The sequence below is a fragment of the Actinoplanes utahensis genome (assembly GCF_016862455.1).
GTDB classification, from domain to species: domain Bacteria; phylum Actinomycetota; class Actinomycetes; order Mycobacteriales; family Micromonosporaceae; genus Actinoplanes; species Actinoplanes utahensis.
The window spans coordinates 19,131-46,115 of the sequence record NZ_BOMZ01000106.1; the positions used below are offsets into that span (position 1 = coordinate 19,131).

Annotated in this window: 35 protein-coding genes; 14 read left to right on the top strand and 21 right to left on the bottom strand. The window is 70.9% G+C overall.

The window, feature by feature from the left end; translation table 11 throughout:
• Window positions 1-47: 47 nt before the first annotated feature.
• The gene (locus Aut01nite_RS37050; protein WP_043526910.1) at window positions 48-530 is read right to left on the bottom strand and encodes a macro domain-containing protein; all 483 of its coding nucleotides are present in this window, start codon (window positions 528-530) and stop codon (window positions 48-50) included.
• Between the two features lie 221 nt (window positions 531-751).
• Here Aut01nite_RS37050 and Aut01nite_RS37055 point away from each other — a divergent pair, with 221 nt between their 5' ends.
• From Aut01nite_RS37055 to Aut01nite_RS37065, 3 genes are all read left to right on the top strand, one after another.
• On the top strand, window positions 752-1,399 hold the full coding sequence (locus tag Aut01nite_RS37055) for a hypothetical protein (protein WP_152628803.1): 648 nt from the start codon (window positions 752-754) through the stop codon (window positions 1,397-1,399).
• A 122-nt stretch (window positions 1,400-1,521) separates the two neighbouring features.
• Window positions 1,522-1,962 carry a DoxX family protein gene (locus Aut01nite_RS37060; RefSeq protein ID WP_043526907.1) on the top strand — a complete coding sequence of 147 codons (441 nt, stop codon included), beginning with the start codon at window positions 1,522-1,524 and terminating at the stop codon, window positions 1,960-1,962.
• 54 nt (window positions 1,963-2,016) lie between these two features.
• Entirely contained in the window at window positions 2,017-2,490 is a 474-nt protein-coding gene (locus Aut01nite_RS37065) for a nitroreductase/quinone reductase family protein (protein ID WP_043526904.1), read from the top strand.
• Here the strand turns inward: Aut01nite_RS37065 and Aut01nite_RS37070 are convergent, their stop codons facing one another.
• Complete coding sequence (locus Aut01nite_RS37070) at window positions 2,491-3,237, bottom strand: SAM-dependent methyltransferase (protein WP_043526902.1); 747 nt, start codon at window positions 3,235-3,237, stop codon at window positions 2,491-2,493.
• A 161-nt stretch (window positions 3,238-3,398) separates the two neighbouring features.
• Between Aut01nite_RS37070 and Aut01nite_RS37075 the strand changes: the two genes are divergently transcribed.
• The gene (locus tag Aut01nite_RS37075) at window positions 3,399-4,289 is read left to right on the top strand and encodes an alpha/beta hydrolase (RefSeq protein ID WP_043526979.1); all 891 of its coding nucleotides are present in this window, start codon (window positions 3,399-3,401) and stop codon (window positions 4,287-4,289) included.
• On the opposite strand, the gene Aut01nite_RS37080 is transcribed toward Aut01nite_RS37075, so the two are convergent.
• Window positions 4,274-4,951 carry a hypothetical protein gene (locus Aut01nite_RS37080; RefSeq protein ID WP_043526900.1) on the bottom strand — a complete coding sequence of 226 codons (678 nt, stop codon included), beginning with the start codon at window positions 4,949-4,951 and terminating at the stop codon, window positions 4,274-4,276. The two genes, Aut01nite_RS37075 and Aut01nite_RS37080, sit on opposite strands and share 16 nt — an antisense overlap.
• Before the next feature lie 112 nt (window positions 4,952-5,063).
• On the opposite strand from Aut01nite_RS37080, the gene Aut01nite_RS37085 reads away from it, so the two are divergent.
• On the top strand, window positions 5,064-5,564 hold the full coding sequence (locus Aut01nite_RS37085; protein WP_052163929.1) for an SgcJ/EcaC family oxidoreductase: 501 nt from the start codon (window positions 5,064-5,066) through the stop codon (window positions 5,562-5,564).
• Between the two features lie 7 nt (window positions 5,565-5,571).
• Here Aut01nite_RS37085 and Aut01nite_RS37090 read toward each other — a convergent pair whose 3' ends face one another.
• Window positions 5,572-6,204, bottom strand: a complete 633-nt coding sequence (locus Aut01nite_RS37090) for a maleylpyruvate isomerase family mycothiol-dependent enzyme (RefSeq protein ID WP_052163928.1) — start codon at window positions 6,202-6,204, stop codon at window positions 5,572-5,574.
• A gap of 158 nt (window positions 6,205-6,362) precedes the next feature.
• Here Aut01nite_RS37090 and Aut01nite_RS37095 point away from each other — a divergent pair, with 158 nt between their 5' ends.
• A complete protein-coding gene (locus Aut01nite_RS37095) occupies window positions 6,363-7,256 on the top strand; it encodes a hypothetical protein (protein ID WP_043526898.1) in 894 nt (297 codons plus the stop codon).
• Window positions 7,257-7,570: 314 nt separating this feature from the next.
• Here Aut01nite_RS37095 and Aut01nite_RS37100 read toward each other — a convergent pair whose 3' ends face one another.
• Both Aut01nite_RS37100 and Aut01nite_RS37105 read right to left on the bottom strand, forming a co-directional pair.
• Entirely contained in the window at window positions 7,571-8,686 is a 1,116-nt protein-coding gene (locus Aut01nite_RS37100) for a glycoside hydrolase family 12 protein (RefSeq protein ID WP_043526896.1), read from the bottom strand.
• Window positions 8,687-10,140: 1,454 nt separating this feature from the next.
• The gene (locus Aut01nite_RS37105; RefSeq protein ID WP_043526893.1) at window positions 10,141-10,560 is read right to left on the bottom strand and encodes an NUDIX hydrolase; all 420 of its coding nucleotides are present in this window, start codon (window positions 10,558-10,560) and stop codon (window positions 10,141-10,143) included.
• Between the two features lie 21 nt (window positions 10,561-10,581).
• On the opposite strand from Aut01nite_RS37105, the gene Aut01nite_RS37110 reads away from it, so the two are divergent.
• Entirely contained in the window at window positions 10,582-11,208 is a 627-nt protein-coding gene (locus tag Aut01nite_RS37110) for a BODYGUARD family hydrolase (RefSeq protein WP_043526891.1), read from the top strand.
• Here Aut01nite_RS37110 and Aut01nite_RS37115 read toward each other — a convergent pair.
• Window positions 11,195-11,641 carry a PNPOx family protein gene (locus Aut01nite_RS37115; protein ID WP_043526889.1) on the bottom strand — a complete coding sequence of 149 codons (447 nt, stop codon included), beginning with the start codon at window positions 11,639-11,641 and terminating at the stop codon, window positions 11,195-11,197. The two genes, Aut01nite_RS37110 and Aut01nite_RS37115, sit on opposite strands and share 14 nt — an antisense overlap.
• A 67-nt stretch (window positions 11,642-11,708) precedes the next feature.
• Here Aut01nite_RS37115 and Aut01nite_RS37120 point away from each other — a divergent pair, with 67 nt between their 5' ends.
• From Aut01nite_RS37120 to Aut01nite_RS37130, 3 genes are all read left to right on the top strand, one after another.
• Window positions 11,709-12,812, top strand: coding sequence for a phospholipase D-like domain-containing protein (locus Aut01nite_RS37120; RefSeq protein ID WP_043526886.1), 1,104 nt, complete (start codon window positions 11,709-11,711; stop codon window positions 12,810-12,812).
• A gap of 45 nt (window positions 12,813-12,857) precedes the next feature.
• Window positions 12,858-13,619 (top strand): alpha/beta fold hydrolase, encoded by a 762-nt coding sequence (locus Aut01nite_RS37125; RefSeq protein ID WP_043526975.1) that lies wholly within the window; start codon window positions 12,858-12,860, stop codon window positions 13,617-13,619.
• A 163-nt stretch (window positions 13,620-13,782) separates the two neighbouring features.
• Window positions 13,783-13,956: a hypothetical protein gene (locus Aut01nite_RS37130; RefSeq protein ID WP_201775544.1), complete on the top strand. Its 174-nt coding sequence runs from the start codon at window positions 13,783-13,785 to the stop codon at window positions 13,954-13,956.
• Here the strand turns inward: Aut01nite_RS37130 and Aut01nite_RS37135 are convergent.
• Together Aut01nite_RS37135 and Aut01nite_RS37140 are read right to left on the bottom strand one after the other, a co-directional pair.
• Window positions 13,950-14,300: a DoxX family protein gene (locus tag Aut01nite_RS37135; protein WP_043526884.1), complete on the bottom strand. Its 351-nt coding sequence runs from the start codon at window positions 14,298-14,300 to the stop codon at window positions 13,950-13,952. The two genes, Aut01nite_RS37130 and Aut01nite_RS37135, sit on opposite strands and share 7 nt — an antisense overlap.
• 58 nt (window positions 14,301-14,358) lie before the next feature.
• Window positions 14,359-14,922, bottom strand: a complete 564-nt coding sequence (locus Aut01nite_RS37140) for a hypothetical protein (protein ID WP_043526882.1) — start codon at window positions 14,920-14,922, stop codon at window positions 14,359-14,361.
• Between the two features lie 343 nt (window positions 14,923-15,265).
• On the opposite strand from Aut01nite_RS37140, the gene Aut01nite_RS37145 reads away from it, so the two are divergent.
• A complete protein-coding gene (locus tag Aut01nite_RS37145) occupies window positions 15,266-16,360 on the top strand; it encodes a hypothetical protein (RefSeq protein ID WP_043526880.1) in 1,095 nt (364 codons plus the stop codon).
• 55 nt (window positions 16,361-16,415) lie between these two features.
• Here Aut01nite_RS37145 and Aut01nite_RS37150 read toward each other — a convergent pair whose 3' ends face one another.
• Together Aut01nite_RS37150 and Aut01nite_RS37155 are read right to left on the bottom strand one after the other, a co-directional pair.
• A complete protein-coding gene (locus tag Aut01nite_RS37150; protein ID WP_043526878.1) occupies window positions 16,416-17,183 on the bottom strand; it encodes an ABC transporter permease in 768 nt (255 codons plus the stop codon).
• A complete protein-coding gene (locus Aut01nite_RS37155; RefSeq protein ID WP_043526876.1) occupies window positions 17,180-18,085 on the bottom strand; it encodes a daunorubicin resistance protein DrrA family ABC transporter ATP-binding protein in 906 nt (301 codons plus the stop codon). The genes Aut01nite_RS37150 and Aut01nite_RS37155 overlap by 4 nt, the downstream gene beginning before the upstream one ends.
• A gap of 82 nt (window positions 18,086-18,167) precedes the next feature.
• Between Aut01nite_RS37155 and Aut01nite_RS37160 the strand changes: the two genes are divergently transcribed.
• On the top strand, window positions 18,168-18,941 hold the full coding sequence (locus tag Aut01nite_RS37160) for a TetR/AcrR family transcriptional regulator (protein ID WP_043526874.1): 774 nt from the start codon (window positions 18,168-18,170) through the stop codon (window positions 18,939-18,941).
• Here the strand turns inward: Aut01nite_RS37160 and Aut01nite_RS37165 are convergent.
• Window positions 18,918-19,145, bottom strand: a complete 228-nt coding sequence (locus tag Aut01nite_RS37165; protein ID WP_043526872.1) for a hypothetical protein — start codon at window positions 19,143-19,145, stop codon at window positions 18,918-18,920. The genes Aut01nite_RS37160 and Aut01nite_RS37165 overlap by 24 nt on opposite strands.
• Window positions 19,146-19,287: 142 nt before the next feature.
• Between Aut01nite_RS37165 and Aut01nite_RS37170 the strand changes: the two genes are divergently transcribed.
• The gene (locus tag Aut01nite_RS37170; protein ID WP_236642787.1) at window positions 19,288-19,428 is read left to right on the top strand and encodes a class I SAM-dependent methyltransferase; all 141 of its coding nucleotides are present in this window, start codon (window positions 19,288-19,290) and stop codon (window positions 19,426-19,428) included.
• Window positions 19,429-19,594: 166 nt separating this feature from the next.
• Window positions 19,595-20,446: a formate/nitrite transporter family protein gene (locus Aut01nite_RS37175; RefSeq protein ID WP_043526871.1), complete on the top strand. Its 852-nt coding sequence runs from the start codon at window positions 19,595-19,597 to the stop codon at window positions 20,444-20,446.
• Window positions 20,447-20,616: 170 nt separating this feature from the next.
• Here Aut01nite_RS37175 and Aut01nite_RS37180 read toward each other — a convergent pair whose 3' ends face one another.
• The 9 genes from Aut01nite_RS37180 to Aut01nite_RS37220 form a co-directional block, all read right to left on the bottom strand.
• Window positions 20,617-21,141: a hypothetical protein gene (locus tag Aut01nite_RS37180; RefSeq protein ID WP_043526869.1), complete on the bottom strand. Its 525-nt coding sequence runs from the start codon at window positions 21,139-21,141 to the stop codon at window positions 20,617-20,619.
• Window positions 21,142-21,206: 65 nt separating this feature from the next.
• Entirely contained in the window at window positions 21,207-21,845 is a 639-nt protein-coding gene (gene lexA / locus Aut01nite_RS37185; protein ID WP_043526868.1) for a transcriptional repressor LexA, read from the bottom strand.
• A gap of 117 nt (window positions 21,846-21,962) precedes the next feature.
• On the bottom strand, window positions 21,963-22,805 hold the full coding sequence (locus Aut01nite_RS37190; protein ID WP_043526866.1) for an ABC transporter permease: 843 nt from the start codon (window positions 22,803-22,805) through the stop codon (window positions 21,963-21,965).
• The gene (locus tag Aut01nite_RS37195; protein WP_043526864.1) at window positions 22,802-23,710 is read right to left on the bottom strand and encodes an ABC transporter ATP-binding protein; all 909 of its coding nucleotides are present in this window, start codon (window positions 23,708-23,710) and stop codon (window positions 22,802-22,804) included. The genes Aut01nite_RS37190 and Aut01nite_RS37195 overlap by 4 nt, the downstream gene beginning before the upstream one ends.
• Entirely contained in the window at window positions 23,698-24,759 is a 1,062-nt protein-coding gene (locus Aut01nite_RS37200; protein ID WP_043526862.1) for a hypothetical protein, read from the bottom strand. Before Aut01nite_RS37200 ends, Aut01nite_RS37195 begins: the two co-directional genes overlap by 13 nt.
• A complete protein-coding gene (locus Aut01nite_RS37205; protein ID WP_052163926.1) occupies window positions 24,743-25,282 on the bottom strand; it encodes a sigma-70 family RNA polymerase sigma factor in 540 nt (179 codons plus the stop codon). Before Aut01nite_RS37205 ends, Aut01nite_RS37200 begins: the two co-directional genes overlap by 17 nt.
• Window positions 25,283-25,366: 84 nt before the next feature.
• A complete protein-coding gene (locus tag Aut01nite_RS37210) occupies window positions 25,367-25,579 on the bottom strand; it encodes a helix-hairpin-helix domain-containing protein (RefSeq protein ID WP_043526860.1) in 213 nt (70 codons plus the stop codon).
• A gap of 42 nt (window positions 25,580-25,621) precedes the next feature.
• Window positions 25,622-26,134, bottom strand: a complete 513-nt coding sequence (locus Aut01nite_RS37215) for an HAD domain-containing protein (protein WP_152628802.1) — start codon at window positions 26,132-26,134, stop codon at window positions 25,622-25,624.
• A 139-nt stretch (window positions 26,135-26,273) separates the two neighbouring features.
• Window positions 26,274-26,939: a DUF6882 domain-containing protein gene (locus tag Aut01nite_RS37220; protein ID WP_043526856.1), complete on the bottom strand. Its 666-nt coding sequence runs from the start codon at window positions 26,937-26,939 to the stop codon at window positions 26,274-26,276.
• Window positions 26,940-26,985: the final 46 nt, after the last annotated feature.

Genomic DNA, 26,985 nt, shown 5'->3' on the forward strand with positions numbered 1-26,985 from the left:
CCGTGGTGGTCGTGACGGCGTTGATCAAGCGGCTCACCAGCTTCCTCTCAGAAGTCGTACACCGTGGTCGGGATGTCCCGATCGCAGAGAGCGGCAACGATCATAGGCTCGATCCGCTCCCAGCGTCCGCCCGCGAGACCGCAACCGATACGCGGCATGTGTACCGACGCGTGCAGTGCGAGGGCGTGACCGGCGAGCGCGTGCAGGCACTTCTCGATCGCCTCGTACCGGACCGGTGCGGCGTTGTTGCGGGACCGGGCGGTCCGGATGCCCCGCTGGCCGATCATGTTGACCACCCAGATGTCCGCCTGCACCTGCACGATCTGTGTCGCGCCGAGACCGAAGTCGTTGCCGGCCCGCTCCCGGTGCCACCGGCGGAACGCCCGTTCCGGTTCGGGCCAGCGCCGCGACACCGCCTCCACGAAACCCTTGCCCCAGGCCCCGATGTCATTGCAGACATGGGCGATCACTTTCGGTCCCTTGGCCTGAGGGCTGGTCGCGTCACCCTTGATGATCTTCAAATCCGACATCAGGCGATCCTGCCGTACGGGATCCGCAACCGTCGACCGATCGTCGCGGCGCGGAGCCGGCGTCCGCGGCCGTGCAGGAACACCCGGGTCCGGCCGGGGGGAGCGCCTCCGGCACCAGACCGACGAAGGAGGCCGGGACCACCGGAACCGCCGCCACGGCGAACCCGCCGAGCATCACGCCGCATCTTCACGGGTCGATGCCTTGGCCGTAGCCTCGGATGATGATCACGCTGACGCCGGTGCTGGACCTCTGGTCGATCGAGTGCCCCTTCTGGCCGGTCGGCGAATCACGCCCGATCGTCCGGCGACCGACGGCGGAGCAGGTGGGGACGGCGATATGGGCGCTGATCGGGCGCAGCGTCACCTCCATCGACCTCCACGTCACCGCGGGGAGCCCGGCCGACGCGATCGAGGCGTACCTGATCCTGCACCGGGACGGCGACGACGACGATCATGCGCCGGGTGGGCTGCGGCTCACCCGTGGCGGTGTCGTCATCGAACCGGGTTGTTGCGCCGGTCTCGACGAGTGGCGTGACTGGCTCCGTGTGCCCGGCGGGGCGATCATCGACCTCGGTCATGATCCGGACGTGCTGATCGAGCACCGCGGCCCGGTGGTGCGAGTGTGGCAGGACCGGGACCGGCTGCTGCCCGGCGACGAGCCGGGGCCGGGTGAGCCGTACGCCGACGTCCCGCGCACTGCTCTGCCGGGCCTGCTGCACGGCGTACAGCAGGATCTGATCGGATTTCTGGACGCGGTCCGGCCGTGGGCGCGCCGCATCGCCCCGGACCTGGCCGGTCCGCTAGCCGAAGCCGTGGACCGGCGCCTGCGCATCACCGCGCCTCTGGAGATCGCGCCAGGGCTTCCCTGATCAGCCGGCCCGCAGAGCGGCAACGGTACCCGCCGATCCCGGGTGCTGAGGCACTGTGGACAATTCGTGGTCCGTCTATTTAGGGTAGCCTTACTTCATCCACGTACAAACCTGGAGCAACCGTGACTTTCCCCCGCTTTGCCGGTCCGGTATGGTCCCTTTTCCGCATCGTCCTCGGGCTGCTCTTCGCCTGCCACGGACTCGCGACCCTGTTCGGCCTCTTCGGTGGCAGCCCCAGCACCGGCGGAGCCGTCCCGGTCGGCACCTGGCCCGGCTGGTACGCCGGCGTGATCCAGCTCGTCTGCGGCGGCCTCGTCCTGCTCGGCCTGTTCGCCCGCCCGGCAGCGATCCTCGCCTCCGGCTCGATGGCGTACGCATACTTCGTCGTCCACCAGAAGTCCGGTCTTCTGCCGATCGAGAACGGCGGCGTCAGCTCCGCGCTGTACGCCTGGTCGTTCCTGGCCGTCGCCGCTCTCGGCGCCGGTCCCTGGTCGCTGGACGCGCTGCTGTCGCGCCGTAAGAAGGATGCCGCCCCGGCCGCCTCGCAGCCGGCCACCGTCTAAGGGTTTCCCCTGAGTGTCACAGTGAGGGGCCGAGCCACTGGATCGGAGTTCACTGTGTCGCAGAAGAGTGCAACGCGCGGGCCATTCCTGCCGCCCCGCTGGGTCATCCGCACCGCCTGGGCGGTGCACCGCGCGATCTACAAGGTCAGCGGGGGCCGGTCCGGGCTGCGCCGCCAGGACCCCACCCAGTGGGGCATGATGCGCCTGACCGCGCGGGGCCGCCGCAGCGGCCGGCCCCGCAGCGTGATCCTGGCCTACGTCGAGGACGGCCCGAACCTGTTCACCCTCGCCATGAACGGCTGGGGCGAGGCTGAACCGGCCTGGTGGCTCAACCTCCAGGCCGATCCGGACGCCGAGGTGGTCCTGCCGGGCGGCACACGCCAGGTCCGGGCCCGGGCCGCCGAGGGCGCCGAACGCGAACGGCTCTGGCAGAAGTACCGCGGCTTCCAGGATCACCTGGACGAGTACGCGGCCCGGCGCCCCACCCCGACCGCGGTGGTCGTGCTGGAGCCCCGGGCCGCCGCCTGATCAGCGCCGCTTCAGGGCGAACACACCCCAGCCCAGGTACGTCCGCTGATAACGGACGTACCGCAGCGGGGCGGTGTCCAGCTCGGCGCGGAACTCGGCGGCCATCTCGTCGCCGGGATTCGCGTCGAGCCACTCGCGGACGGTGAACCACTGGGCCGCGACGTAACGATCCCAGCCGCCCTCGTCGGCGAGCACCATCTCCACCAGATCCCAGCCGAGCCGCCCGAACGACTCCACCAGGCCCGGCAGGTCGGTGAATTCGTCACGGGAACCGGCGCCGCTGCCCTCGACCGCCTCCTGATCGGGTGGGTCCTGCCGCCAGAACGGCTCCCCGACCAGGGCGAGACCGCCCGGCCGCAGGCTGCGTTCCAGCAGCGCGAGAGTGCCCGGGACACCGCCGCCGATCCAGGTGGCACCGACACACGCGGCGACGTCCACCGGCGTCTCGGCGACGAATCCGGAGGCGTCGCCGTGCACGAACGACACCGACCCGTCGACGCCGAGCTCCGCGGCACGGGCGCGCGCCGCGGCCAGGAACACGGTGCTGATGTCGACGCCGGTGCCGGTGACGCCGTGATCACGGCTCCACGTGCACAGCATCTCCCCGCTGCCGCAGGCCAGATCCAGCACTGATCGGCCCGGACGAAGCCGGATGGCCTCACCCAGGGTGACCAGCTGCCGCGGGGTGAACGGGTCGTGGATGCGGTGATCCCGTTCCCGGATGGCGAAACTACGAGGCAGATCCACTTCTACTGTTCCTCACGCCGGACGTACGGATGGACAGGACGGCACCGGCGTGGACAGGCATAATAGTCAACTCCTCAGGCGGGAACGAGGCCCGCAATCTAACGGCGGCGAGACGATCGTGCGATCGATTTTCGTCGGCGGAGGGCCCTATGATCGGCGCCGTGGCGAGTTGGCAGATGGGTGTGGTGGCGGCCTTCGTCCGGCTGGTCTACCGGCGGCGGTTCCTCAGCGAGGCGGCCGGCCTGCGGACGCTGCGGCGTTCCAAGGGCGCTTCCGCGCCACCGAAGAGCCTGACCCGGGCGTACGCGGTGAGCACCACCCGGGAGCACGGATTCGACCTGCACCGGGTCCGCCCGAGTGGGGCCGGCACCGGCGTCACCGTGCTCTACCTGCACGGCGGGGCGTACACGAGCGAGATCGTCCGGCAGCACTGGTCGCTGATCGGGTGGCTCGCCGGGCGGACCGGGCATGAGGTCGTCGTGCCCATCTACGGCCTCGCGCCCGCCCACCAGGGCCTTCAGGCCCTCGACTTCGTCACCGCGGTGATCGCCGCCGAGACCGCCCGCGGCCGCCGGGTCTACCTGGCCGGCGACTCGGCGGGCGGCGGCCTCGCCCTGCTGGCCGCCCAGGCCGTCGGTGGTCCGGCCGGCGGAGTCGCCGGGGTGACCGCGATCGCGCCCTGGCTGGACCTGTCGATCAGCAACCCCGAGGTGGACCTGATCGAGCCGCACGACCCGTGGCTGAAACGGCCGGGGCTGCGGCCGATCGCCGCCGCCTGGGCCGGTGACGTGCCGTTGCGGGATCCCCGGCTCAGCCCGCTCTTCGGCGACCTGAGCGCGCTGCCACCGCTGCAGATCCTGGTCGGCACCTGCGACATCACCCTGGCCGACTGCCGCCTGCTGCGCGACCGGCTGCCGGCGGGCGTGCCCCTGACCTACCACGAGGAGCCGGGCGCGATCCACGACTATCCCCTGCTGCCGGTCCCGGAGGCCCGTGCCGGCCGGTCGGCCATCGCCGACCACATCCGCCGCACCACTCAGCCCGCGGTCTGAGCCACCGCCAACAGGCGCGCCAGCTTCCGGTGCGGGAACTTCTTCGGCCCCTGCCGGCGGGTGTAGAGGTCTTTGTCGTTGTGGCCGGTCTGCACCGCCCAGCGGCGCCCGGCGTCGTCGGTGTGCCACGTGACGTTCTGTCCGCGCAGGTCGTTCCGGGCCAGCCAGTCCGCGGCGGTCGGCCAGTAACCGGTCCACCCCGCCGGCCGCAGTGACTCGTGAGCGGCGTCGACCTGCGCGGCGGCCGCCTCCACATCGTCGTCGTCGAAGACCGCGGCGAACCGGCACAGCAGCGCCAGCGCCGGCCCCGGATGCCGTTCCCCGTCGACGGCCCGGCAGATCGTCTCCAGCTCGGACCAGCGGAACACGTGCGGATGCCAGTGGGCGATGTCGTCCCAGCCCAGCGAGGCGGTCTCGGGTTCACCGGGGACGAGGACACCGAGTTCGTGCAAATCCAGTTCCAGGCAGACGTCGAGCACCAGGCGGTAGCCCTCGCCGACATCGAAGAACACCTCGACGCCTTCGACGTCCTCGTCGTCCTCGCCCAGGTCGAGAGGCTCGATGGAATCGGCCAGGTCACCGAGCCGCTCGAATCCGGGCCCCTCGTCGTAGGCGAAGGTGTACCGGGCCCAGAAGGCCGGGTCGTGCAGGGGGAGGTCCATCCAACGATCATGCCCTTACGGGTTCCGGGCCCCGCGTACCTCCGCAGAGGGATGCGTGAATACCCCTGTGGAAGGTTCCGGAAGAGCGGCGCCGGTTTCTACGGTTTCGGGCATGAGTCGATACCGCAGAATCACTGCTCTGGCCGCCACCGTCGCCCTCGCCGTCGTCGGGCTCGGCGCCACCGCCGGATCCGCATCGGCCGGTTCCGGACGGGACCGGGACCTCGCCGCGCTGCGGGATCTGCGGCAACGGCAGGACGCGGCCTGGGCGGCAGCCGACGCGAAGGCGTATGCCGCGGTCTACACCACCGACGCCGATCTGGTCACCTTCAACGGCGACCACATGAGCGGCCGGGCCGAGATCGAGGAGGGGATGGGCTACTACTTCGAGAACTACATGCGGGGTACGCGTCTTCTGCAGCAGGACGAGCGGATCCGGTTCCCGGAGCCCGACCTGGCGTTCATCGTCCGCACCGGATGTGTTCTGTGGCCGGGCGAGACGGCGTGCACCGACGAGGCTCTCTCCGTCAACACCAACGTCGCCGTGAAACGGGACGGCCGCTGGCTCTACACGTCCTTCCAGAACACCCGGATCCGGCCGCTGCGCCCCTGAGGCGTCGTCACTGACGCTCGATCCGGTGGCGCAGCTCCGCCACCCCGTCGCCGGACAGGTCGGCCACGGCGACCCGGCGGCCGGTCAGCGCCAGCATCACCGCCTCCGCGCCCCCGCTGACCAGCGGGCCGCTGCCGGCGGACCAGCCCAGGTCGGTCGCCTCGAAACGCAGGCCGAGCGGCCGCCGCCTCGGCACGAAACCCACCGCGCGGCCACCGACCAGGAAGTCCAGCGTGACCCGCAGCCGCTCCGGTTCGAGCCGGTGCGGCAGACCCAGCGGCCGGCGGATGTCCTGGCCGTGCACCTGAAGATCGGTGAGCTGCCCGGGATAGCCGACGATCGGCGGCTGGAGAGGATTGTCAGCATGCTCGCGCAGGAGCCCGGCCAGTTCGCCGGCGGGTCGTCCGGCCATCTGCCCGGCGAGCCGGGCGTTGGCCTTGTGGATGTTGAAACCGCTGCGGACCAGCAGTTTCAGCAGCGCCGAGTTCGGTGCGGCGATCGCGGCGACCAGGTGCCCGATCACCTCCTTGACGGTCCACGCGTCACAGAGGCTGCGGGTCGCCAGCTGCTCGGCGTCGAGGGTGTCGACCAGATCGGCCATCCGGCGCCGCTCGTCACTGATCATCGTGAGAACGTCCACATCGGAACGCTATCGCACCCCGTCAGCGCCGGGCACCACGATCCGGACCGGCACCCGCGCTCGAACCGCCGGGGACATCGATCTCATCGTCACATCACTCTGCTGTGCCGGGGTCCGTGCCGACCATCGACCCATCGGTGATCATCTAGGCTTCGTGGGTGGAATACTCGGGATCCATCGTGGTGGCGCGGGCCCACCGTCCGCTCAGCATGCAGGACGGTGTGGAGGGTGTCGGACCGCAGCACCGCTACCTGAGGGAACTCGGTGACGGCTGGCAGATGCTGGAGAGCGTCTCGCTCACGCCGTCGCCTGACCTGGCCGGGGTGTCGGCGGCGGTCGCGGCGTCCACAGGATGGCCCGTGCTGTCATTCGACGTCATCGACGGGGACTGCGCGGCGATGTGCGCGGCGACGCCCGGACGGACCGGGGCGTTGACCCATCTGTGGGACGTCCGCGAGCCGTGCCCGTCCTATCACCACCAGCCCGCCGGCGAACCGCCGCCGCGCCTCCGCGAACCTGACGAGGTGGTGGCGGAGCTGGTCGCGTGGGCGGCGACGGCAGGGCTCCGGCCGGACCCGGAACGGCTGCTGGAGATCATCTCCCTGCCGGGCGGAGGTGCCGACCGTGACCGGCTCTTCGCCCTGGTCACCGCGGTCGGCGCGGAACGGGTCGGACCGACCCGGCCGTGGTCGGTGCCGTTGGGGGCGTGGCCGTTCAGCCAGGTGGTCTACGGCCCGGTGAGCCTGAGCGCCGTGGCACGCTCCTATGCACGCCATCGCGTGGCGGATCCGGCGGGCTGGGCCACCGAGCCTGAGGCTTCGTGGGAGGCGCCGGCCATCGCGCTCGAGGCCGAGGTGTGGGCGTCCCTGTTCCGCGACGGCGTGGACGTGATCGCTCTCGCGCGCCGGGCCTTCGCCGTGCATCAGGACTATGTGGTCCATACCTTCCCGGGGAAGGACCTCACCATGTATCAGGAGTGGCTCGACGAGTTCGAGGCCACGATCGCCGCCGGTGGCGCCCGGGCCGCGATGATGTTCGACCCGGAGTATTAGCCGTCGGCTGCGGCCGGCCGACGGCGTACCGGTGGAGTCACCTTCCCGCCCTTCCACCCCCGGCGCGACAGGGCCGTGCCGGGCGCCTTCTTCTCATCTGACCGGTATCGGGAGCGTAGAAGGAGAACCCCGACGCTGAACCGGTCCGTGTAGCCGCCATCCGTCGAGACGGAGGCGTGTGTGCCCACAACGGTTCGGATACCACCCTCATTGCGGTCGGACTCGAGTCCGCGCCCCGGAGCCTCGATGCCGGCCCGGCGGGCCGGGCCGGCATCGAGAGGGTCACGTCCTGGTGCAGGCCGGCATCGAGAGGGTCACGCCCTGGTGCAGGCCGCGCCGTTGAGGGTGAAGGCGGACGGGCTCGCGAAGCTGCCGCTGTAGGAGCCCTGGAACCCGAACGACGTGCTGCCGCCCGCCGGGATGCTCGTGTTGTGCCCGGCGTTGCGGGCGACGATCGCGCCCGAGGCGCCGGTCAGCGCGGCGTTCCAGGAGTTCGCGACGCTCTGGCCGGCGGGCAGCGTGAAACCGAGCGCCCATCCGTTGATCGCGCTGCCGCCGGTGTTCGCGATGGTCACGGTCGCGGTGTAGCCGGTGTTCCAGACGTTGGTGGCGTAACCGACCCGGCAGGCCGCGGTGCCCGGCGGGGGATCGGACGGCGGGGTGGACGACCCGCCACCGTTGACCGCCGCCGAGAAGTTCGTGACGGCCAGGCCGGCGCCACCGATCCACGGTTCGAAACCGGCCTGGATGCTGGTCAGGTACCAGGAGTTGGTGATCAGGCCGCGGTCGCGCGTGTCGTTGATGAAGTCCAGGACGCTGAAGCTCCACCCGGTGATCGGGGACGGCGCGACGTAGGAGATGACCGCGTTGGAGCCGTTGCTGCCCTGCCACACCTCCCAGGTGCGGCCGCCGACGGTGGTGGTGCCGACCCGCGAGCCGATGGGCTGGATGGACCCCTGCCGGTTGAACCAGATCATGATCTCCTGGGCGTTGACCCCGTTGGTGCGCGGTGTGGGATCGAGCCAGATGTCGAACGAGGCGTTGTAGGTCGCCCCGGACACGTAGTTGTAGCTGACGCTGCTGGTCGCACTGGAGATCGAGCCGACCTGGATCGGCAGGTTGGTGCCGGGGGAGCAGTTGGTGTAGTGGCAGCCGTAGTAGACGGCCGGGTAGGAGACCGGCGCGCCGCTGGTGTTGCCGACACCCTGCTGGCTGGTGATGCTGAAGCCGGTGCTGGTCACGTTGATGCACTGTTCGGCGGTGGTGCCCCAGCGGTTGTTCATCACCACGTAGCGGCCGCCGATGGTGGTGGAGCCGTACTGATCGCAGATCCGGGTGTCGGCCTGGGCCGGCCCGGCGACCGTCAGGCCGGTGAGCCCGGCGGCGGCGAGGACGATCGCCGCCGCGAGGGCGCGTAGGGGATGTCTCATGGAAGCTCCTTGTCCGAAGGCCCGAGGGGGATGCCTGGGAGCGCTCCCGGCGGACGTTACAACACATCGACGAGCATGAGAAGTTTCGTCCGGCAGGCGACGGCGGCCTATTCCCTCTCTTGATCGACGGTCGCATCGACTGCGGCCCGCGCGGCGGCGTGCCGGGCCCAACGGCATCCGGGTGAGCCACAGCGAAACGCGCTCCTGTGGACCGACGGCGCCGGCTACCGGCTTCACGAGCCGTAAGACGCCTGGAACCCCGAAACCCGAGCCCAGCGGGTCTCGATGTGACCGCGGGTTCAGTCGCTGTTCTAGTCTTGCTTTTTAACCTTCAGGTGGCTGGGCTGCCGTTTCGGCATTCCGCCAAGCCATGCGGTCCCGTGGCGATACGGGGTACGGGACGGCGCGATCGATCGGCACCTGGTCGAGGTGCACCGGCTGGGCGGTCTGTGCGTGGCGGCTCACCCGCACGCTCCGTACCCGTCCGGTCAGTTCATGTACCCGTACGACGGCATCGATGTCGTCGAGGTGGGGAACGGGCCTTGGACGTCCGACCGGCCATGGCAGGCGGACAACGAGGTCGCGTTGGCCGAGTGGGGCGGGCGCTGGGCGCCGACATCCACAGCGGGCGGTGGCGGCCGGCGATGGGAACAGTGACACGCACCAGGAAGGCCGGCTCGGCATGCCGCACACGGTGGTGTTCGCCGAGTCGCTGACGGCCGGGGCGGTCCTGGCCGGGATCCGGGCCGGGCGGAGCTGGATCGCCGCGTCGACGTACGTGACACTGACGGTCACCGCCTCAACCGGCGGGCGGGTGGCCGGCATCGGCGAGCGGCTGCCCGTCCCGCCCGCCACGCCCGTCCTGGTGCGTGTCGAGGTGCGCGGCGTGCCGTCCGGCACCGTCAGCCTGCATACCGAGCGGGGACGGGTACACCAGGAGACACCGGCGTTCGACCCGGCCGCGCAGTGGAGTGGTCGACGACCCCGGCGGACTCCGGCTTCGTCCGCATCGAGGTCCGCCGCGATGACGGTTCCATGGCAGCGCTCAGCAACCCCATCGTGCTGGGCTGATCCGGACGGCGCTGTTCGGTTCACCCCCGGCCGGTCCTCACTGCTGTCCCCACCCGCGTCGAGCCAGCCATCCATGTCCTTGCGACGCCCGTGCCGTGCGAAAGTCGGCCGCTGGGCGCGGTTGACATAACGCTTTCGATCAAGGCGTGAGCTGCGGTGATGGCCGACTTTCGAGTCAGCAGTGAGGACCAGCCGGGGTCTGCTTCGTGTCCCGGGGGCGACGGTCAGGCTGCCGGCGCACGCATGGCATGTCGAGCACCAGGAGAGGCTGATGCGCCACTCGTGGCTGCCGTCCTGGGGTGGGTGGCGACGGTGGGGGTGGTGGCCGATCCGTCCGGGGCAGGCGGGCGAAGCGCCCCGTCGGCGGCGTCGGGCACCCTTGTTCAGCGCCCCTGCTGCCGCGGAGTGGCGGCGAAGAGCCGGTCGAAGACGAGCTGGTCGACGGGGGAGACGCGGGGGCGGTCGGCGTAGGTGAGCCAGACGAGCTCGGCGATCTCGTTGCACGGGCGGAGGACACCGGTGTACGGGGCGGTGTAGCAGGTCATCCGGACCAGCGTGCCGTCCGGATGACCGTGGGCCGGGGCCTCGAACACGCCGAACAGGGTGGCGTCCGCGGCGGCCACGGCGACGTCGAGCTCCTCGCCGATCTCGCGGGCCAGGGTGTCCAGGTCGGATTCGCCGGGTTCGCGTTTGCCGCCGGGCAGGTAGTAGACGTCCTTGCCGTGGCTGCGGGTGCTCAGGACGGCGCCGTCCCTCAGGTGGATCCAGGCGATCTTGTCGATCAGGGGGCGGCGGAGGTCCATGACGAGAGGATAGACAGGGGCATGGCGGCGATGCGGCAGGTGCTGTTCGTTCAGGGCGGCGGGGCGGGGACGTACGACGAGTGGGACGGCAGGCTGGTCGACAGTCTGCGGCGGGAGCTCGGGGACGGCTGGGAGGTCCGGTACCCGCGGATGCCCGGCGAGGACGATCCGGACCCGGCGGCCTGGAGCGCGGCGATCCGGGGCGAGATGACGCTCATGGACGACGGGGTGGTCGTGGTCGGGCACTCGGTGGGCGGCACGATCCTCGCCGGGATGATCGGTGACGGGACGATGGGCGGAAGCGGGCCGATCGGTGACGCGACGATGGGCGGAAGCGGGCCGATCGGTGACGCGACGATGGGCGGAAGCCGGCCGGTCGGTGATGGCGGGACCGTCGGTGTGGGGGTGCCGGAGCGGCGGCTGGGCGGGATCGTGCTGATCGCCGCGCCGTTCGTCGAGGGGCCGGAGTTGCCGCCGGACGTGCCGGTGCACGTGTTCCACGGGCTGGCGGACGAGACGATCCCGCCGGGACATGCGGAGGCGTACGGCAAGGCGATCCCGCACGCCGGGGTGTCGCTGCTACCCGACCGCGACCACCAGCTCGGTGACGACCTGTCGGAGGTGGCCCGGGTGATCAGTGGATGGTGAGGTACAGGACGCGGGCGCCCTCGGCCCAGGCGCGGTGCAGGTCCTCGGGGCGCGGGTTGCCGGACTCGTCGAAACCGATCTCGTTGAAGCCGGCGAAGTTCTTGTTGTGGCGGGCGATCACGTCGTAGGCGGCTGTCACCGTCGGCTCGTCGGTCGCGACCCGGACGTCCGCCGAACGGGGGCGCCCCAGGTAACGAACCTGGATCACGTCGCCGGTGCGGAGATTGCGGGCCCAGGCGAACGGCGTACCGATGAGAAGCTCGTCATCCTGGTGGGTGTAGGCCAGGGGCAGGACGTAACGTCTGCCGGTCTTGCGGCCCACCACGTACAGCGTGATCAATTGGCGCCCGATGACGCGGGACAGGCCCGGGACCCACAGCAGCACCCGGACGATCCGGTTCACCAGGCCCTGCATCTTCAGCTTCTCGGCCATGACGTCAACGTATAACACCCGACAGAGGCATCCCCGGGGCGCGGGCGGGCGGCGCACACTGGCCGGCATGGGCATCGACCTGGGAAGTGTCGAGTTCTATGCCGGACCGCCGGTGCTCGGCGGGCCCGACGATCTCGACGGTGTGATCCGTGACTTCATCGCCGGGGCGGCCGAGACGCTGCTGGTCGCCGTGCAGGAGCTCGACTCCCGTACCATCGCTGAATCCATCGTGGCGGCCCGGGGCCGCAAGCTGCGGGTGCAGACGATCCTGGAAGGTGATTATCTGCGGGAGAGTCCCGCCCTCGCCGACCCGTGGGCCACCACCGGCGAGAACGAGACGAACCGGATCATCCATGCCGCGCTGCTGCGGGCCGGGATCGACCTGGTCACCGACCTGAACCCGAAGATCTTCCACCAGAAGTTCATCGTCCGCGATCCGGGCCGGGACACCGCCGCGGTGCTCACCGGTTCGACGAACTTCACCCGCACCGACACCGGGGTCAACCCGCCGGACAATCCGGAGCAGGTCGGCAACAACCTCAATCACCTGGTGATCCTTCGCGGACAGACGGCGGCGAACCTGTACCTGGCCGAGTTCCAGCGGATGCGCAGCGGCACGTTCGGCGCCCTCAACGAGCGGGTCACGTCCCGGCCGGCCGAGTTCCGGCTCGGGAGGATCCGGGTCAAGCCGATCTTCGCGCCCTATCACGGGCCGGAGATGGAGATCATGAAGCAGATGCTGAAGGCGCGCGAACGCGTCGACTTCGCGATGTTCACGTTCGCCCGGTCGTCGGGCATCGACGACACGATGGCGTGGCTGCTCAAGGCCGGGATCCCGATCCGGGGCGTGCTCGACCGGGGTCAGGGCTCGCAGGAGTGGGCGGCGACCAAGCAGCTGTTGCAGGCGGGGGCGCAACTGTACGAGAACACGTTCGGCAACGGGGTCCGCAAGGTCCACCACAAGCTGATGATCATCGACCGGCGGCTGGTGGTCGCGGGCAGTTTCAACTTCACCGCCCCGGCCAACACGCTCAACGACGAGAACATCGTCGTGCTCGGCGACCTGGAGGAGACCGATCCGGCGGCCGAGACCGCCCAGCGCAAACTCGCCGCCTACGCGCTGACCGAGATCGACCGGATCGTCGCCGAACTCTCCCACCCGATCACCTGACATTCGTTCAAGACGAGAGGGCGGCGATCCGGAATGGTCATCGGCATGCATGTCGTTCACGACGGTCCGGCGGGAGCGCCGCCGCTACTGCTCGTTCACGGGACCGGTGCCACCGGCGGCACCTGGGCACCCCTCGTCGCCGGGCTCGCCACCGGCCATCACGTCATCCGGGTCGACCTGCCGGGCTGCGGGCGGTCGCCGGCCGCGGTGACCTACGACGTTCCCGCGCAGGCGGGGCGGGTCGCGGCCGTACTCGATGAACTCGGGCTGCGGGACGTCGCCGTGGCCGGCCACTCCAGCGGCGGGTATGTCGCCACCGCCCTCGCCGAACATCGGCCGGATCTGGTCGCGTCGCTGACGCTGATCAGCACCGGTCCGGCGCTCGACGCGCTGTTCCCGCAGCCGGTGGTGTTGCGGGTCCTGCTGAGACCGCCGTTCGGGCCGCTGTTGTGGCGGTGGCGCACCGACACCGTCACCCGGCGGGCGCTCGCGGCCACCGCCGCCGGTCCGGTGGACCTGCCGGACGAGGTGGTCGCCGATCTGCGCGGGCAGGACTACCGCACGTTCCGGGCGATCGAGGCCGGCTACACCGCGTACCTCGCCGAACGGAGCATCCCGGAACGGCTCGGCGCGCTCGGCGTACCCCTGCTGGTGTTGTTCGGCGACGCCGACCCGCGGTGGGACCCGGCGTCGGCGCAGCGCTACCGGACCGTGCCCGGCGCCCGGATCGAGATGCTGGCCGGTGTGGGGCATCTGCCGATGTTCGAGGCGCCCGGGAAGCTGCTCGCCGGCCTGTGCGCGGCATGACGTGGTGACCATGGGCGGCTGGGCGTGGTCCGAGGTGGACGTCGTGGTGCCGCGTTCACCGTGCCGGTTGCCGGGCGTCAGCATGGCCGGACTCCGGCGCGGTGCGGGCCGTCGCGTCCTGGGAGGAGCGGTTCGCCGTCATGACCGCCCTGCTCGGACGGCGGTGGGAGGCCCGGCGGCCGCGAGCGGCTACGCCGACCAGCCGCACCTGCACCGCGAGATCGGAGCCTTCACCGGTTCGACCCCGGCCGCCGTCGCCGGCGCCCCCTGGCTCGCGATCGACGAGACCGCCTGGCCCGCTTCCTCAGGCGCGGCCGCCGGCGGACGGGTTCAGTAGAGCTGGGTCACGTTGACGATCAGGTTGGTGGTGACGGTGACGGCGAAGACGGCCCAGCCGATCAGGTTGCGGGAACCGACGCGGAGGTGGGCGACGAGCGCGCCGGTGAAGTACAGGACCAGGCCGATCGCGGCGGCGGTGCCGAGGGCGGGTACGGCGAGACCGGTCAGCAGCCCGGTGGTGCCGGCCGCCAGCAGACCGCCGAGCACGGGGACGTACCGGCGGGGGATGCGTTTCATGTCGGCCTGGGATTTCGGGTATTCGTGGCCGATCAGGTAGAAGACGGCGGCGCTGCCGGTGAAGAAGGCGGTGACGAGTGTGACGGTGACGTACGCGGCTGACATGGGTCCTCCCCTGTGGATGTTCACCAGGGGGACGACGGAGCCGGCCGGATCGTGACGGCTACCCGCTGATCAGTGTGTGGACCACCGGGCGGCCGGCGTCGGCGACCCGCCGGGCCAGGATCGTGCCGAAGGCGTCGTGCCGGGTGCCGTCGGGCCGGCTCACCAGCAGCGGGGCCACCCGCATCACCGCCTGGCCGGAGGGGCGCAGCAGGTAGGCGGAGTTCTGCCCGGCCTCCCGGAGGACGTGGATCTCCAGCCGTTCCATCTCCATCCACAGCGCGGCCCGGGCCCGGCCGTTGCGCACGTGCACCAGGCCGCGTTCGTAGGCGTAGGCGGAGTGGCTGCCGCGCAGCGCGATGAACACCGTCCAGCCGACCAGGGCCAGGCTGAGCAGCAGCGCCACCCCGGCCAGCCAGATCGTCGCGGGCAGCACGGTCCGGGCGAGGTGGAACAGGCCGGCGGAGGCGGCCAGGCAGACGAGGGTGCAGGCGAGCGCGTACAGCACGGCCCGCAGCACGCCGTCGTCGCCGCGGCGCCCGACCAGGTCGCCGAGATCGTGTGCGGTGGCGAGCGCGGCCACGTTCGCCGGTACGGGCGCCGTCTCGTCGTCCTCGAATGCCATGTCCGCCCCCGTCACATCGGAATCGACGGGCATCGTCGATCACCCGTTCTCGCAGAGAATCTGGCAACAGTTCGGCGATTTCGACATCGGCTGATGAGTCAGATTCCGCTGTCATGCCGCGCGCTGCGGGAATGGCGATTCAACAACTTGTTAACAGCTCGCCGCGTGGCCGATCAGCATGTGGATCGTTGCTGTCTGTGGGCGCATCGTTGCTGGTGGCGGGCTTGCATGCACAGCATGCTCTGACGGCGCGTTAACTTGATGAACCCCTGGACTTCACCGTAGGTTCACCCATCGTGTTGATCATTTAACACCCATTGAACAGGGTCCACCAGGAGGCGGCATGCCGCGGCGAGTGTTCGTGCACATCGGGGCACCCAAGACCGGAAGCACTTTCGTGCAGAACATGCTGTTCGACAACGCCGGCCGGCTGGAGCGGATCGGGATCCACCTGCCGGTCTCGTTCGCGGCGCAGGACCAGGCGATGACCGACCTGCGCGAGGTCCCCTGGCGTGACCCGCAGCTCTACTGGACCTGGGAGCGGATGCTCGAGAAGGTCCGCCGGTGCCCCGGCGACGTGATCCTCACCAGCGAGGGCTTCGGCGGCGCCACCACCGAGCAGGCCCGGCGCGCCGTGGAGAGCCTGCTTCCCGCCGAGGTGCACGTCGTGGTGGCGGCCCGGGACCTGTGGCGGACCCTCCCGTCGATGTGGCAGCAGAGCATCCGGGCCCGCAGCACCTGGAGTTTCGAGGAGTTCCTGGGGCGGGTCGAGACCGGCAGGTACGAGGGGTTCTGGGAGCACTACACCGCCAATCGGATGTTCTTCCGCTGGGGTGATCTGGTGCCGGCCGCCCAGCGGCACCTGATCACGGTCCCGCCGCCGGGCGCACCGCACGACCTGCTGTGGCGGCGGTTCGCCGGGGTGGTCGGCATCCCGGACGGCGTCTGCGAGGAGACCGCGCCGGTCGCCAACCCGTCGCTGGGCGCGCCCGAGATCGAGGTGCTGCGCCGGGTCAACGGGGCACTCGGCGAGCTCTATCCGCACCGGATGCCGTACCAGCGGGTCGTGCAGCACCACCTGATCAAGGCGGTGCTGCAGAAGCGGGACAACCACGTGCGCTTCGGCGTCGGCCTGAACCGTGCCGAGTGGGTCACCGAGCTCGCCGAACAGCAGATCAAGGAGTTGCGGGACTACCCCTGTCACATCGTCGGGGAGCTCGATGAGCTGCGGCCGACGGCGATGACGGACTCCCGCAGCCCGGACGAGCTCCCCGAGCGGGAGATCCTCGGCGCGGCGATCGAGACCATCGTCGGGATGATCCGCCACGCGGACCACCTCCAGCAGCAGTTGCCGGAGGAGGTCCCGGGGGTGCTGACCAAGCTGCAGAACCGGGCCGGCCGGGTCAAGCGCGGCCTCAAGCGCAGGGTCATGGGCTGACGAGACCTTCTGGCGTGTGGACCCCGGCCGCTCCGCGCGCCCGAGATCCACACGCTCAGTTGCGCAGCCGGCGGTAGGCGCGGGCCGACAGCGGCACGAAGACCGCGGTGAGCAGCAGCGGCCAGCCCACCGCCAGCCAGACGGCGTGCTCGGCGAGGACCCCGCCGGTGATCCCGGTCGGGTTGCCGAACAGCTCACGGGCCGCGGTCGCGGTCGCCGACAGCGGATTCCCGGCGGCGAGCGTGCCGAGCCAGGCCGGCATGGTCTCCGCCGACACGATCGCGGTCGACAGGAACCCGATCGGCCACACCAGCACCTGCACGGCCGTGGTCGCGCCGTCGCCGCGGAAGGTCAGGCCCACGAAGATCCCGATCCACAACACCGAGAACCTCAGGAGCAGCAGCAGGAGTACGGCCAACGCCGCCGCCGCCGGGTCCGAGGTGATCCGCCAGCCGATCGCGAGCCCGCCGGCGATCAGCACGAGCAGCTCGGCCGCCGAGTTCGCCAGATCCGCGCCGACCCGCCCGAACGCCACCGACGTGCTGCCGATCGGCATCGACCGGAACCGGTCGGTGATGCCCCTGCGCGCGTCGTTCGCCATCGCCAGGGCGGTCGACTCGACGCCGAACATCATGGTGAGCGCGAGCATCCCGGGCAGCAGATAGTCCAGGTAGGCGCCGCCGCCCGGCACGGTGATCGCCCCGCCGAACAGGAACCCGAAGACCAGCAGCAGCATCACCGCGAACAGCAGGCCGAAGACCGGCCCCCACGGCTGGCGGACCCAGTGCGCCAGCTCCCGCCGGGTGAGGATCCAGGCGTTCATCGCACGCTCTCCTTCGCGGTCAGGTGCAGGAAGACCTCGTCCAGGGTGGGCCGCCGCAACCGCAGGTCGGTGGGGCGGGCGCCCAGGCCGTCCAGGGTGCGGACGACGTCGATCAGGTCGGTGGTCACCTCGACGGTGATCCGGGAGTCCTCGTCGGTCTCGGCGCCGAGCCGCCGGGCGATCTCCGCCGCGTTCTCCCGCACGGTGAACGTGACCCGGTCCCCGCCGACCCGCCGTTTCAGCTCGTCGGGCGAGCCCTCGGCGATCACCTTCCCGTGGTCCACCACCGAGATCCGGGCGGCGAGCTGGTCGGCCTCGTCCAGGTACTGCGTGGTGAGCAGGACGGTGGTGCCGCGGGCGGCGATCTCCCGGACGCCGGTCCACACCTCGTTGCGGCCGCGCGGGTCGAGCCCGGTGGTCGGCTCGTCGAGGAACAGCACGGCCGGGGTGAGGATCAGGCCGGCGGCGATGTCCAGGCGGCGGCGCATGCCGCCGCTGTAGGTCGACACCGCACGGTCCGCGGCGCCGGCCAGGCCGAAAGTGGCCAGGAGGTCATCGGCGCGGGCGCGGGCGTCGGCTTTGCCCAGCCCGTACAGCCGGCCGAACATCACCAGGTTCTGCCGGCCGCCGAGGATCTCGTCGACCGCCGCGTTCTGCCCGATCAGGCCGATGCTCCGGCGGACCTGACGGGCCTGGGTGCGCACGTCGAAACCGGCGACCCGGGCCGTGCCGCCGTCGAGGTCGATCAGGGTGGCCAGGGCTTTCACGGCGGTGGTCTTGCCGGCGCCGTTGGGGCCGAGCAGCCCGTGGATGACGCCGGGGCCGACGTGCAGGTCGAATCCGTCCAGGGCGTGCAGGTCGCCGTACCGCTTGCGCAGTCCTTGCGCGATCAGGGTGTGCACTGGCGCTGCTCCTTAAACTCCGTATGGCGTACGGAAAAACGTGGCGCGGAATACCGTACACCGCACGTTGTAGATTTGCCAGATGGAGAAAGCGGACCTGGACCGGACGATGAACCTGCTGTGGCGCCGCACCCTCGGCACGCCCCAGGGCAGCCGCGGGCCCCGGCAGCGGGTCAGCGTCGACGAGGTGATCCGGGCCGGGATCGCGGTTGCCGACGCCGAGGGACTCCCGGCGTTCTCCATGCGCAAGGTCGCCGACCGGCTCGGCCTCAAGCTGATGTCGATCTACACGTACGTCCCCGGCCGCTCCGAGTTGATCGGCCTGATGGTCGACGAGGTCGTCGGCGAGGTTCCGCACCCCGCGCTGACGGGCTCGCTGCGTGAGCGGCTGACCGTGGCGGCCGGGCACCTGTGGGACGAGTTCCACCGCCACCCGTGGCTGCTGCAGGTCGAGGCCAGCCGGCCGTGGATCGGCCCCAACGGCTCCGCGCGGTACGAGTGGCAGCTCTCCGCCGTCGAGGCGGTCGGCCTGACCGACCTGGAGATGGACCAGGTCACCACCGTGATCAACGATTTCACGGCGGGCGCGGCGCGCAGTTCGATCCTGGCCCGCCGGGCCGCCGAGGAGTCCGGGATCTCCGACGCCGAGTGGTGGGAGGCCACCGCCCCGGTCCTGGAACGAGTGATGACCCCCGGCGCCTATCCGCTGTCCGGCCGGGTCGGCACGGCCGCCGGCCAGGAGTACAACGCCGTCGGCGACCCGGCCCGCTCCTTCCGTTTCGGGCTGGAGCGCCTGCTCGACGGGGTGGAGGCGCTCCTGCGGGACCGGCCGTCAGCCGCCGAGGGGCACGTGTGAGCCCGTCTCGGCATCCCAGATCAGATAGTTGGCGGCCTCACGGCTCAACGCCCAGCGCATGACCTCCTCCTCGGTGCCCTCCGTGTCGGCGTAGGCGCCGCGGTCACCGTCGCCGCCCTGCCAGATCGCCTTGTAGGTGCCGTCCCGGTAACCGGTGACGAAAACCGTCCCGGTGCCTTTCGCTGGAGGCCGGTTGCCGCTCACTGTCGCCTTCCTAGGGTGTCGAGGGTGACGCTGGTGCCGTGGTAACGATCGAAGGGCGTGATCGGGAACGGACTACGACGAGATCCACCGGAACGAGACCGCGCCGGGGGAGATCGGCGGCCCGCAACCGGCGCTCGCCGCGGTGATCGACAGCGGCGCGGCACACGGCCCGGCCGTGCTCGACCTCGGGTGCGGCGCCGGGGAACGGGCCCTGACCCTCGCGCGGCGCGGTTTCCAGGTTACCGGGATGGACCTTTCGGCGGTGGCGATCGCGCGGGCCTGACCGTCGGCTTCTTGATGCGCACGTTTCGCGCAGGTTACCGAGACGTGTCAGGGGTGGCCGCGTCCGCGTGAGTGCAACGTGACGGCCGGAGCGGTGCTTCGCAACACATCGGAAACCGTCGATTAGCAGACTATCGTTACCGGTCCGTGAGGAACAGGAGCGACCCGTGTCGTACGTGCAGCCGAGAGAGCTGGCCATCAAGATGATCGACGCCGGCGAGGCGAAGATCTTCATGTCCACCAGGGATACCCTGATCCGCGCCTACATGGCCGGGGCGATCCTCTCCCTGGCCGCCGCGTTCGCCGTCACGGTGAGCGTGAAGACCGGCCAGCCGATCATCGGCGCGATCCTGTTCCCGGTCGGCTTCTGCATGCTCTACCTGCTCGGATTCGACCTGCTCACCGGCGTCTTCACGCTCACTCCGCTCGCGCTGATCGACAAACGGCCCGGGGTGCGGTTCCGCGGCGTCCTGCGCAACTGGAGTCTGGTCTTCGTCGGCAACTTCCTCGGCGCGATCACCGTGGCCGTCATGATGGCGATCATCTTCACCTACGGGTTCACCGTCGAACCCGACAGCGTCGGCCAGGCCATCGGCACCATCGGCGAGGGCCGCACCGTCGGGTACGCCGAACACGGCGCCGCCGGCATGCTCACCCTGTTCATCCGCGGCGTGCTCTGCAACTGGATGGTCTCCACCGGCGTCGTCGGCGCGCTCATGTCCAACAGCGTCTCCGGCAAGGTCATCGCCATGTGGATGCCGATCATGGTCTTCTTCTACATGGGCTTCGAACACTCGATCGTCAACATGTACCTGTTCCCGTCCGGCCTGATGCTCGGCGGCGACTTCTCCATCGCCGACTACCTGATCTGGAACGAGATCCCCACCGTCATCGGCAACCTGGTCGGCGGCCTCACGTTCGTCGGCCTCACCGTCTACGCCACCCACGTCCGCACCGGCGCGAAACGCAACGCCCAGGTCTCCCCGGCCCCGCTCTCCCGCGAAAAGATCAACGTCTGATTCCGGTACGCCGTGACCACGCGGCTGCCGTCGGGCCCGGTCCCGATGGCAGCCGTCCCCGCCCGTCCCACCTCCCGATAGGGTGGGCCGCTTCAACCTCGCCGACTCCCTCCGCGCCGCCTCGATCGGCCTGCTCCTGGACCGCCTTCCGCTGCCGCTGTGCTTCGCCCTCACCGCCGCCCCCGCGATCGCGGTCGTGGTCCTGGTTCAACCGGTCGCGAGCGCCTCCTCGACCGAGACTCGTACGAACGCCGCAGGTCCGCCAGGGCCTGCCGGTCGAGGCCGTCGGGCAGTTCCCGGCCCTCCAGGGCTCCGGACTCGGCGAGCCGCTGCCAGAGCTCCCGGGGCAGATCGACCGGCGGCGGATCGGATCGGACCGTCTGCGCGACGAACACCTCCCGTACCCCGATCGGGATCTGCTCCTGCCGGCTGTCCAGCGGCAGCAGCGACTCGATGTCCAGATGCCCGTACCGCTCCCGGAGCCGGGTCAGGTACGCCTCGACCGTCCCGTCCGCGTCGTCACGGGGCGCCCGGCCCGGGTAGGCCCGTTCCCAGGTCAGCAGCCATATGTCCCGGTCGGTGTCGGTGGGCAGGAGCTTGCCGGGATCGGTTCGGCCGGCGTAACCGAGGCAGGCGTCGACGAACGCGGCGACCGTCTCCCACTTCAGCGTGCCGGTCGCGGTGGGCGAGACCACCCCGATCAAGGTGGACTTGCCGGCCCGGTGGCCGTACCCGAGAAGAGGGGTTGATCGGGAAGAGGTCAGACGCGGCGCAGGACCGAGACGACCTTGCCGAGGATGACGGCGTCGTCGCCGGGGATCGGGTCGTAGGCGGGGTTGCGGGGCTCCAGGAGGACGTGGCCGGAGCGGCGGTGGAACACCTTCACCGTCGCCTCGTCGTCGATCATGGCGGCGACGATGTCGCCGTTCCAGGCCTCGGACTGCTGGCGGACCACGACGATGTCACCGTCACAGATCGCCGCGTCGATCATCGAGTCGCCCTGGACCCGCAGGCTGAACAGGGTGCCGCGGCCGACCAGGTCGCGGGGCAGGTTCAGGGTCTCCTCGGTGGCCTCCTCGGCGAGGATCGGCGTGCCCGCCGCGATCGTACCGACCAGCGGGACGCCGACGGTGTCCGCGGCCTCCCGGGTCTCGCCGGCCGGTTCCAAGAACATCCGGATGTCGACCGGGCGGGCCACCCCGCGGCCGCGGCGCAGGAAACCGTGCTCCTCGAGGGTGCGCAGGTGGCGGCTGACCGAGGACGTGGACATGCCGAGGGCGTCGGCGATCTCGCGGGTGGAGGGGGCGTAGCCGTACTTCACCGCCGCGTCCCGGATCACCGTGAGGATGCGCCGCAGGCGCTCGGGCAGGACGGACGTGTCGAATTCCTCGGCTGGCACCCTCGGATCCTGCCCTATCCGCACGGTGAACGGGCGACGGCGCGCCGGACGTCACAGGTGGCGCCGCCGGACATCCCGGGTCATGCCGCCGGACGTCACAGGTCGCGCCGCCGGACGTCACAGGTCGCGCCGCTGGAAGGACAGGGCGGCCAGGCCCAGTACCAGGGCGGTCCAGATCGCCGCCCACGCCAGGTAGGCGCCGGTCAGCGGCGCCATGCTCAGGAACGGTGACTCCTCCGCGCCGGATCCGACCTGGGCGAGCAGGGCCGGGTCCTGGAAGGAGTTCATGGCGCCGCGCCACAGCCCGTCGGTGGGCAGCAGCATCCGGGACACCGTGCCGACCATGGCGACGCTCGGGTTGCCCAGGGCGTCGCCGACCGAGCCGACGACGCCGGCGATCCAGGTCGCCCCGAACAGGCCGACCGCCACGATCCCGGACGCCATCGGCGAGATCACCGTGGAGAACAGCAGGCCCAGGGTGAGCAGCGCCGCGGTCTGCCCGGCGAGCAGGGCCAGGCCGGTGACCGGGTGCGGTGGCCAGTAGCCGACGGTCAGGCGCACGATCACGAACTGGGCGGAGCCGGCGGCGGTGACGAAACCGGCGCCGAACGCGACCAGGCCCAGCCACTTGCCGGCGAGCACCGACGACCGCCGGATCGGCCTGGTCATCATGGCCAGGGCGATCCCCGACTCGACCTCCCCGGACAGCGTCGGCCCGGCCAGGAACGCGGTGCCGAGCGCGGCGATCAGGCTGAACCCGAACATCACCAGGTTCAGTACCGTCGACCCGGCGATCTTGGCTTCGCCGCTGGTCAGGCCCCCGAACTCGGCGTCCAGGCGGGCGAACCCCCACGCGCTCAGCGCCAGCAGCACGCACGTCAGCACCGCGAGGGAGCGCAGCACCCGCCGGCGGGACGCCTCCTGGAGGGTGAGAGCGGCGATGGTCACGACGGTGTTCACTGTTGCTCCCCGGGATGCGTACGCAGGATGTCGAGCAGCCGTTCCTCGAGGCTGACCCGCGCGGGTTCGACGGCGTGCACGTGGACGCCGAGTTTGACCAGGTCGGCGACGAGCGCGGGCACGTCGTCGGGCATCGCGACGGTGTACCGGTCGCCGTCGGTCTCGGTCGGCTGCAGCCGGTCCAGCACCGACGACGTGACCTCGGTCAGCCGCAGCCGCAGGGTCCGGCGGCCGAGCAGTTCGGGCAGGGTTCCGGCGGCGGCGACCCGGCCCCGGTCGAGGATCACCACCCGGTCGCAGACCCGCTCCACCTCGCCGATCAGGTGCGAGTTCAGCAGCACCGCGACACCCCGCTGCCGCAGCGACAACAGCAGGTCCCGCACGTCGGCGCGGCCGAGCGGATCGAGCGCGCTGGTCGGTTCGTCGAGCACCACCAGCTCGGGCCGGGCCACCAGGGCGACGGCCAGCCCGAGCCGCTGCTGCATGCCCTTGGAGAACCCGCCCACCCGGTCCCGCGACCGGTCGGCGAGACCGACGAGGGCGAGGTTCTCCCGCCGCTCACGGTCGGAGACCTTCAGACCCGTCAGCCGTACGTGCAGAGCGAGCACCTCGTCGGCGGTGAGCCACGGCTGGTAGCGGAACAGCTCCGGCAGGTACCCGACCCGCTGCCGTGACCGCGGGTCGGTGTTCGGCTGCCCGAGCAGCATCACCTCTCCGGCGTCCGGTCGGACCAGGCCCAGCATCATCTTGATCACGCTGGTCTTGCCGGCGCCGTTGGGCCCGAGCAACCCGACCACCTCGCCCCGGCCGACGGTGAACGAGACACCGTCGACCGCGGTCCGCTTCCGGTACCTCTTACGCAGGTGGGACACCCACACCGCCGGCGACTGCGTCACTGGGTCCACTGCGTCTCCGCCGCCACCCGCAGCACCTCGGCGGCGCTCAGCGAGCCGCCGACCCCGTTGATGAACCCGCCGTCGACCCACACCACCGCGGAGATCGCCCCGCCTTCGGTGGTCAGGACCGTCGCCGGTTTACCGTCGACCTTCGTGGTGAAGCTGGTCTCGCTGTCCTCCTTCACGATCAGCGGCAGCGTCCCGCCGTCCTTGGTGAACGCCTTCAACTGCCCGGCCACCGACGCCGGCAGCCCCGGCAGCGACAGCAGATAGTCGCGGGCCGTCTCGAACGGCACCCCGGTCGAGAACGCCTTCGGCGCCACCACCCGGCCGATCACCAGCGCGGGCGCCCCGCTCGACCCCGGCCACACGGCCGCCAGCCCGGGCCCCGCCGTCATCCGGAACCGGCTCGTCTCCATCCCCGCCGGCGGCTGCGGAATCCGCTGACCGAGCGCCTGCTCCGTCCGCGCCCGGTCGAACGCGAACGTCCCGGTGAGCTTGTCGCCGACCAGGAACCGGGGCTGGCCGGCCACCCCGTCCGGAAGGTTGTTGATCCGCGGGCTGGCCAGGCCGGTGATCTCCCGGGCGTCCCGGGCGTCGTCGACGGTCCGCACGTTCGGCCGTGCGTCCCGCGTCATCGTGCCGAACTCCTGCAGCTCCGGCAGCTGCACCAGATCCGCCTGCGGAACCGTGATCGGCGCGACCTTCTCGGTCTTGAAGATCGGGAACCAATCGCCGGCGGCGGCCGCGGACGCGCCGCCGAGCAGCGCCACCACACCCACCACGGCGACCACCGGGCTGCGCAGGCCGAACTTCCGGCCGGCAGCCGGCTTCCGGGCGCCGGCCAGGCTCCCGCTCAGCCGCCGCCAGCCCTCGTCCACGTCCACGTCCGGGACGTCGAAGGTCAGCGCCGACCCGGCCAGCAGCGCGTCGTCGGCGGCCGCGGACATCCGCGACCGGCATTCGGGGCATTCGTCGACGTGGTCGCGGTCGACGTCGGCGACACCGTCCGGCTCGTCCAGCAGCCGGCGCAGCGTGCCGTCACCGGGATGACGCATGACGGTTCAACTCCTCACGAAGAGCGGACTCGGCGCGCCGCACGGTGGTGCCGACGCTGCCGGGGGAGAGGTCGAGGGCGGCCGCCACCTCGGCGTAGCTCAGGCCGCTGTGCCGCAGCACCAGGGCCACGGCCTGCTTGCGGGGGAGGCGGGACAGCGCCGCTCGTACCCGCCGATGCTCGTCTCTGGCGACCACCGCATCCGCGACGTCCGGGGAGACCGCGACCCGCGGATCCCTCGCCGCCTCCTCCCGGGAGGCCCGCCGCCGCCCGGAACGCAGATGGTTGAGCGCGGTGTGCGCGGCCGCCACACAGAGCCAGCCGATCGCCTCACCAGCGGGGACATCGGTACGGCTGAACGACAGGAAGGTCTCCTGCGCCACGTCCTCGGCCTCGTCCCGGGAGCCGAGAACCCGGGCGGCCACCCCGACCACTCTCGGGTAGGCCGCCCGGAATATGTGTTCCAGGTCGGATCGCACGGAGGCCGGCACGGCGTCCTCCCGCTCGGTTACCAGTAGCTTCACACCAGGGAAGCACCGCCGCCACGCCGAATGTGACATCTTCCAGCCCTCGGCGTTCCGCTCGCCGAGCCGTCGCCGTCCGCGGTCTCAGTCCGCCCAGGACAGGCCCTGCTCGGCGAGGGCTTCGGTGAGGAGGCGGACGGCTTTCGGCCCGATGCCGTGCATGGTGAGCAGGTCACGCCGCCGATGGGTGGCGACCTGGGCGAGGGTGGTGATCCCCGCCTGGAGGAGCGCGCCGTTGGCGGGCCGGCCGATCGGAGGGAGGTCGCCGATGCGGGCGGGCACGTCGCGGGTGGTCATCCGGTCACGATAGGGCCGGTGTGCCCCCGGAGCGGCAGCCGTTCATCGCGGAGGATCGGCGGCGACCTGCGACAGCCAGTGGCCGACCAGGGTGAGGTCGGCGTCGGTGAGCCCGGTGAACGGGTCGACACGGTGCAGCAGAGCACGCCCCGGGTGGTGGCCGTCGACCCAGCGCCGGTCAGCGCCGGTGATCTCGTCGTCGAGCCAGACGAACGGACGGCCACCGGCCGAGCGTGTCAGGGTCATGGTCTTCCAGTGCAGCCCGCCGCCGCGGATCCGGTCGTCGCCGTCGTCGTCGGGGAACGGCACGACCGGCAGGTCCGGCAGGCCGAGCCGAGGCGCGACGAGCTCGTTCGCGGTATCCATCCAGGTCGTCGCCCACACCAGCCGGGCGTCCAGGGCCAGCAGCCGGCGACCGTCCTCGGGGTCGAGCCGATGGATCAGCGGATGCCCCGAGGGATCCGGCGCGGGCGGGCCCGGTGGTGCGCCCGGCCGCTCCCGGAACGGGATCAGCGGCCCGTCGACATCCAGAAAGATCAACGGCTCCCGGCTCACCCGCACACCCTAGCGCCCACGAACTGTCTGACTCAGGTCAGATGTTCTCCGAGAGTGGAGGCTGACGTGATCGACCGGGTCCGCATCGAGTCCTGCGGCCCTTCGCCGTACAACCAGATCTGCTTCGAGAAGCACCTGGTCACCGCGGCTGGATCTGACCGGTCAGGTCACTGATGCGGCCCAGATGGTCGAAGGTGACACGCACCTGCGAGCCGTCCGCATGCCGTCCCAGCACACCCGCCGGGCCGTCGTCCACCCGCCAGCCCTGCTGCTGCAGGAACGACACCACCACGGTCCGGTGATCCACCGCGAAGGCCTGCAACACCTGGCCGAGCACGGTGAAGACCTTCTCCGGCGGGACGGCGCCCTGCACCCGCGACGGCAGGTTCTCCAGGTGGAAGAAGATCGCCCCGCCGTTGTAGGAACCCCGGTAATACGGGCGTCCGGTCAGCCCCGACGAGACGAGCGCCAGCCGGTGGCCGTCGACCCGGTCCAGCCGCAACGACGGCTCGGAGAGCTCGCGGACCCCTTCGAGGCGGCCGTGTTCGCGCAGCCAGCCGGCCAGTTGCAGCAGCGACGGGTCGATGTTGCTGCCGGTGTTCGCCCACGCCCACAGCCAGGTGCCATCGCCGTGACTCTCCGTGCCCAGCAGCTGGATCGGGTAACGGAGGTCGTTGCCGAACGTCACCGTGCCCGTGTTCAGGTCCAGCTGCCAGCCACGGTCGCCGAGCAGGTCGGCCAGCGCCAGCTGACGGGCCATGCCGGTGGCGACATGGTGGGCGAACAGGTCATCGAACGAGGACACGGACCGGCCTTTCGATCAAGGGAGCCGGTGCAGTGTTACATGGCGC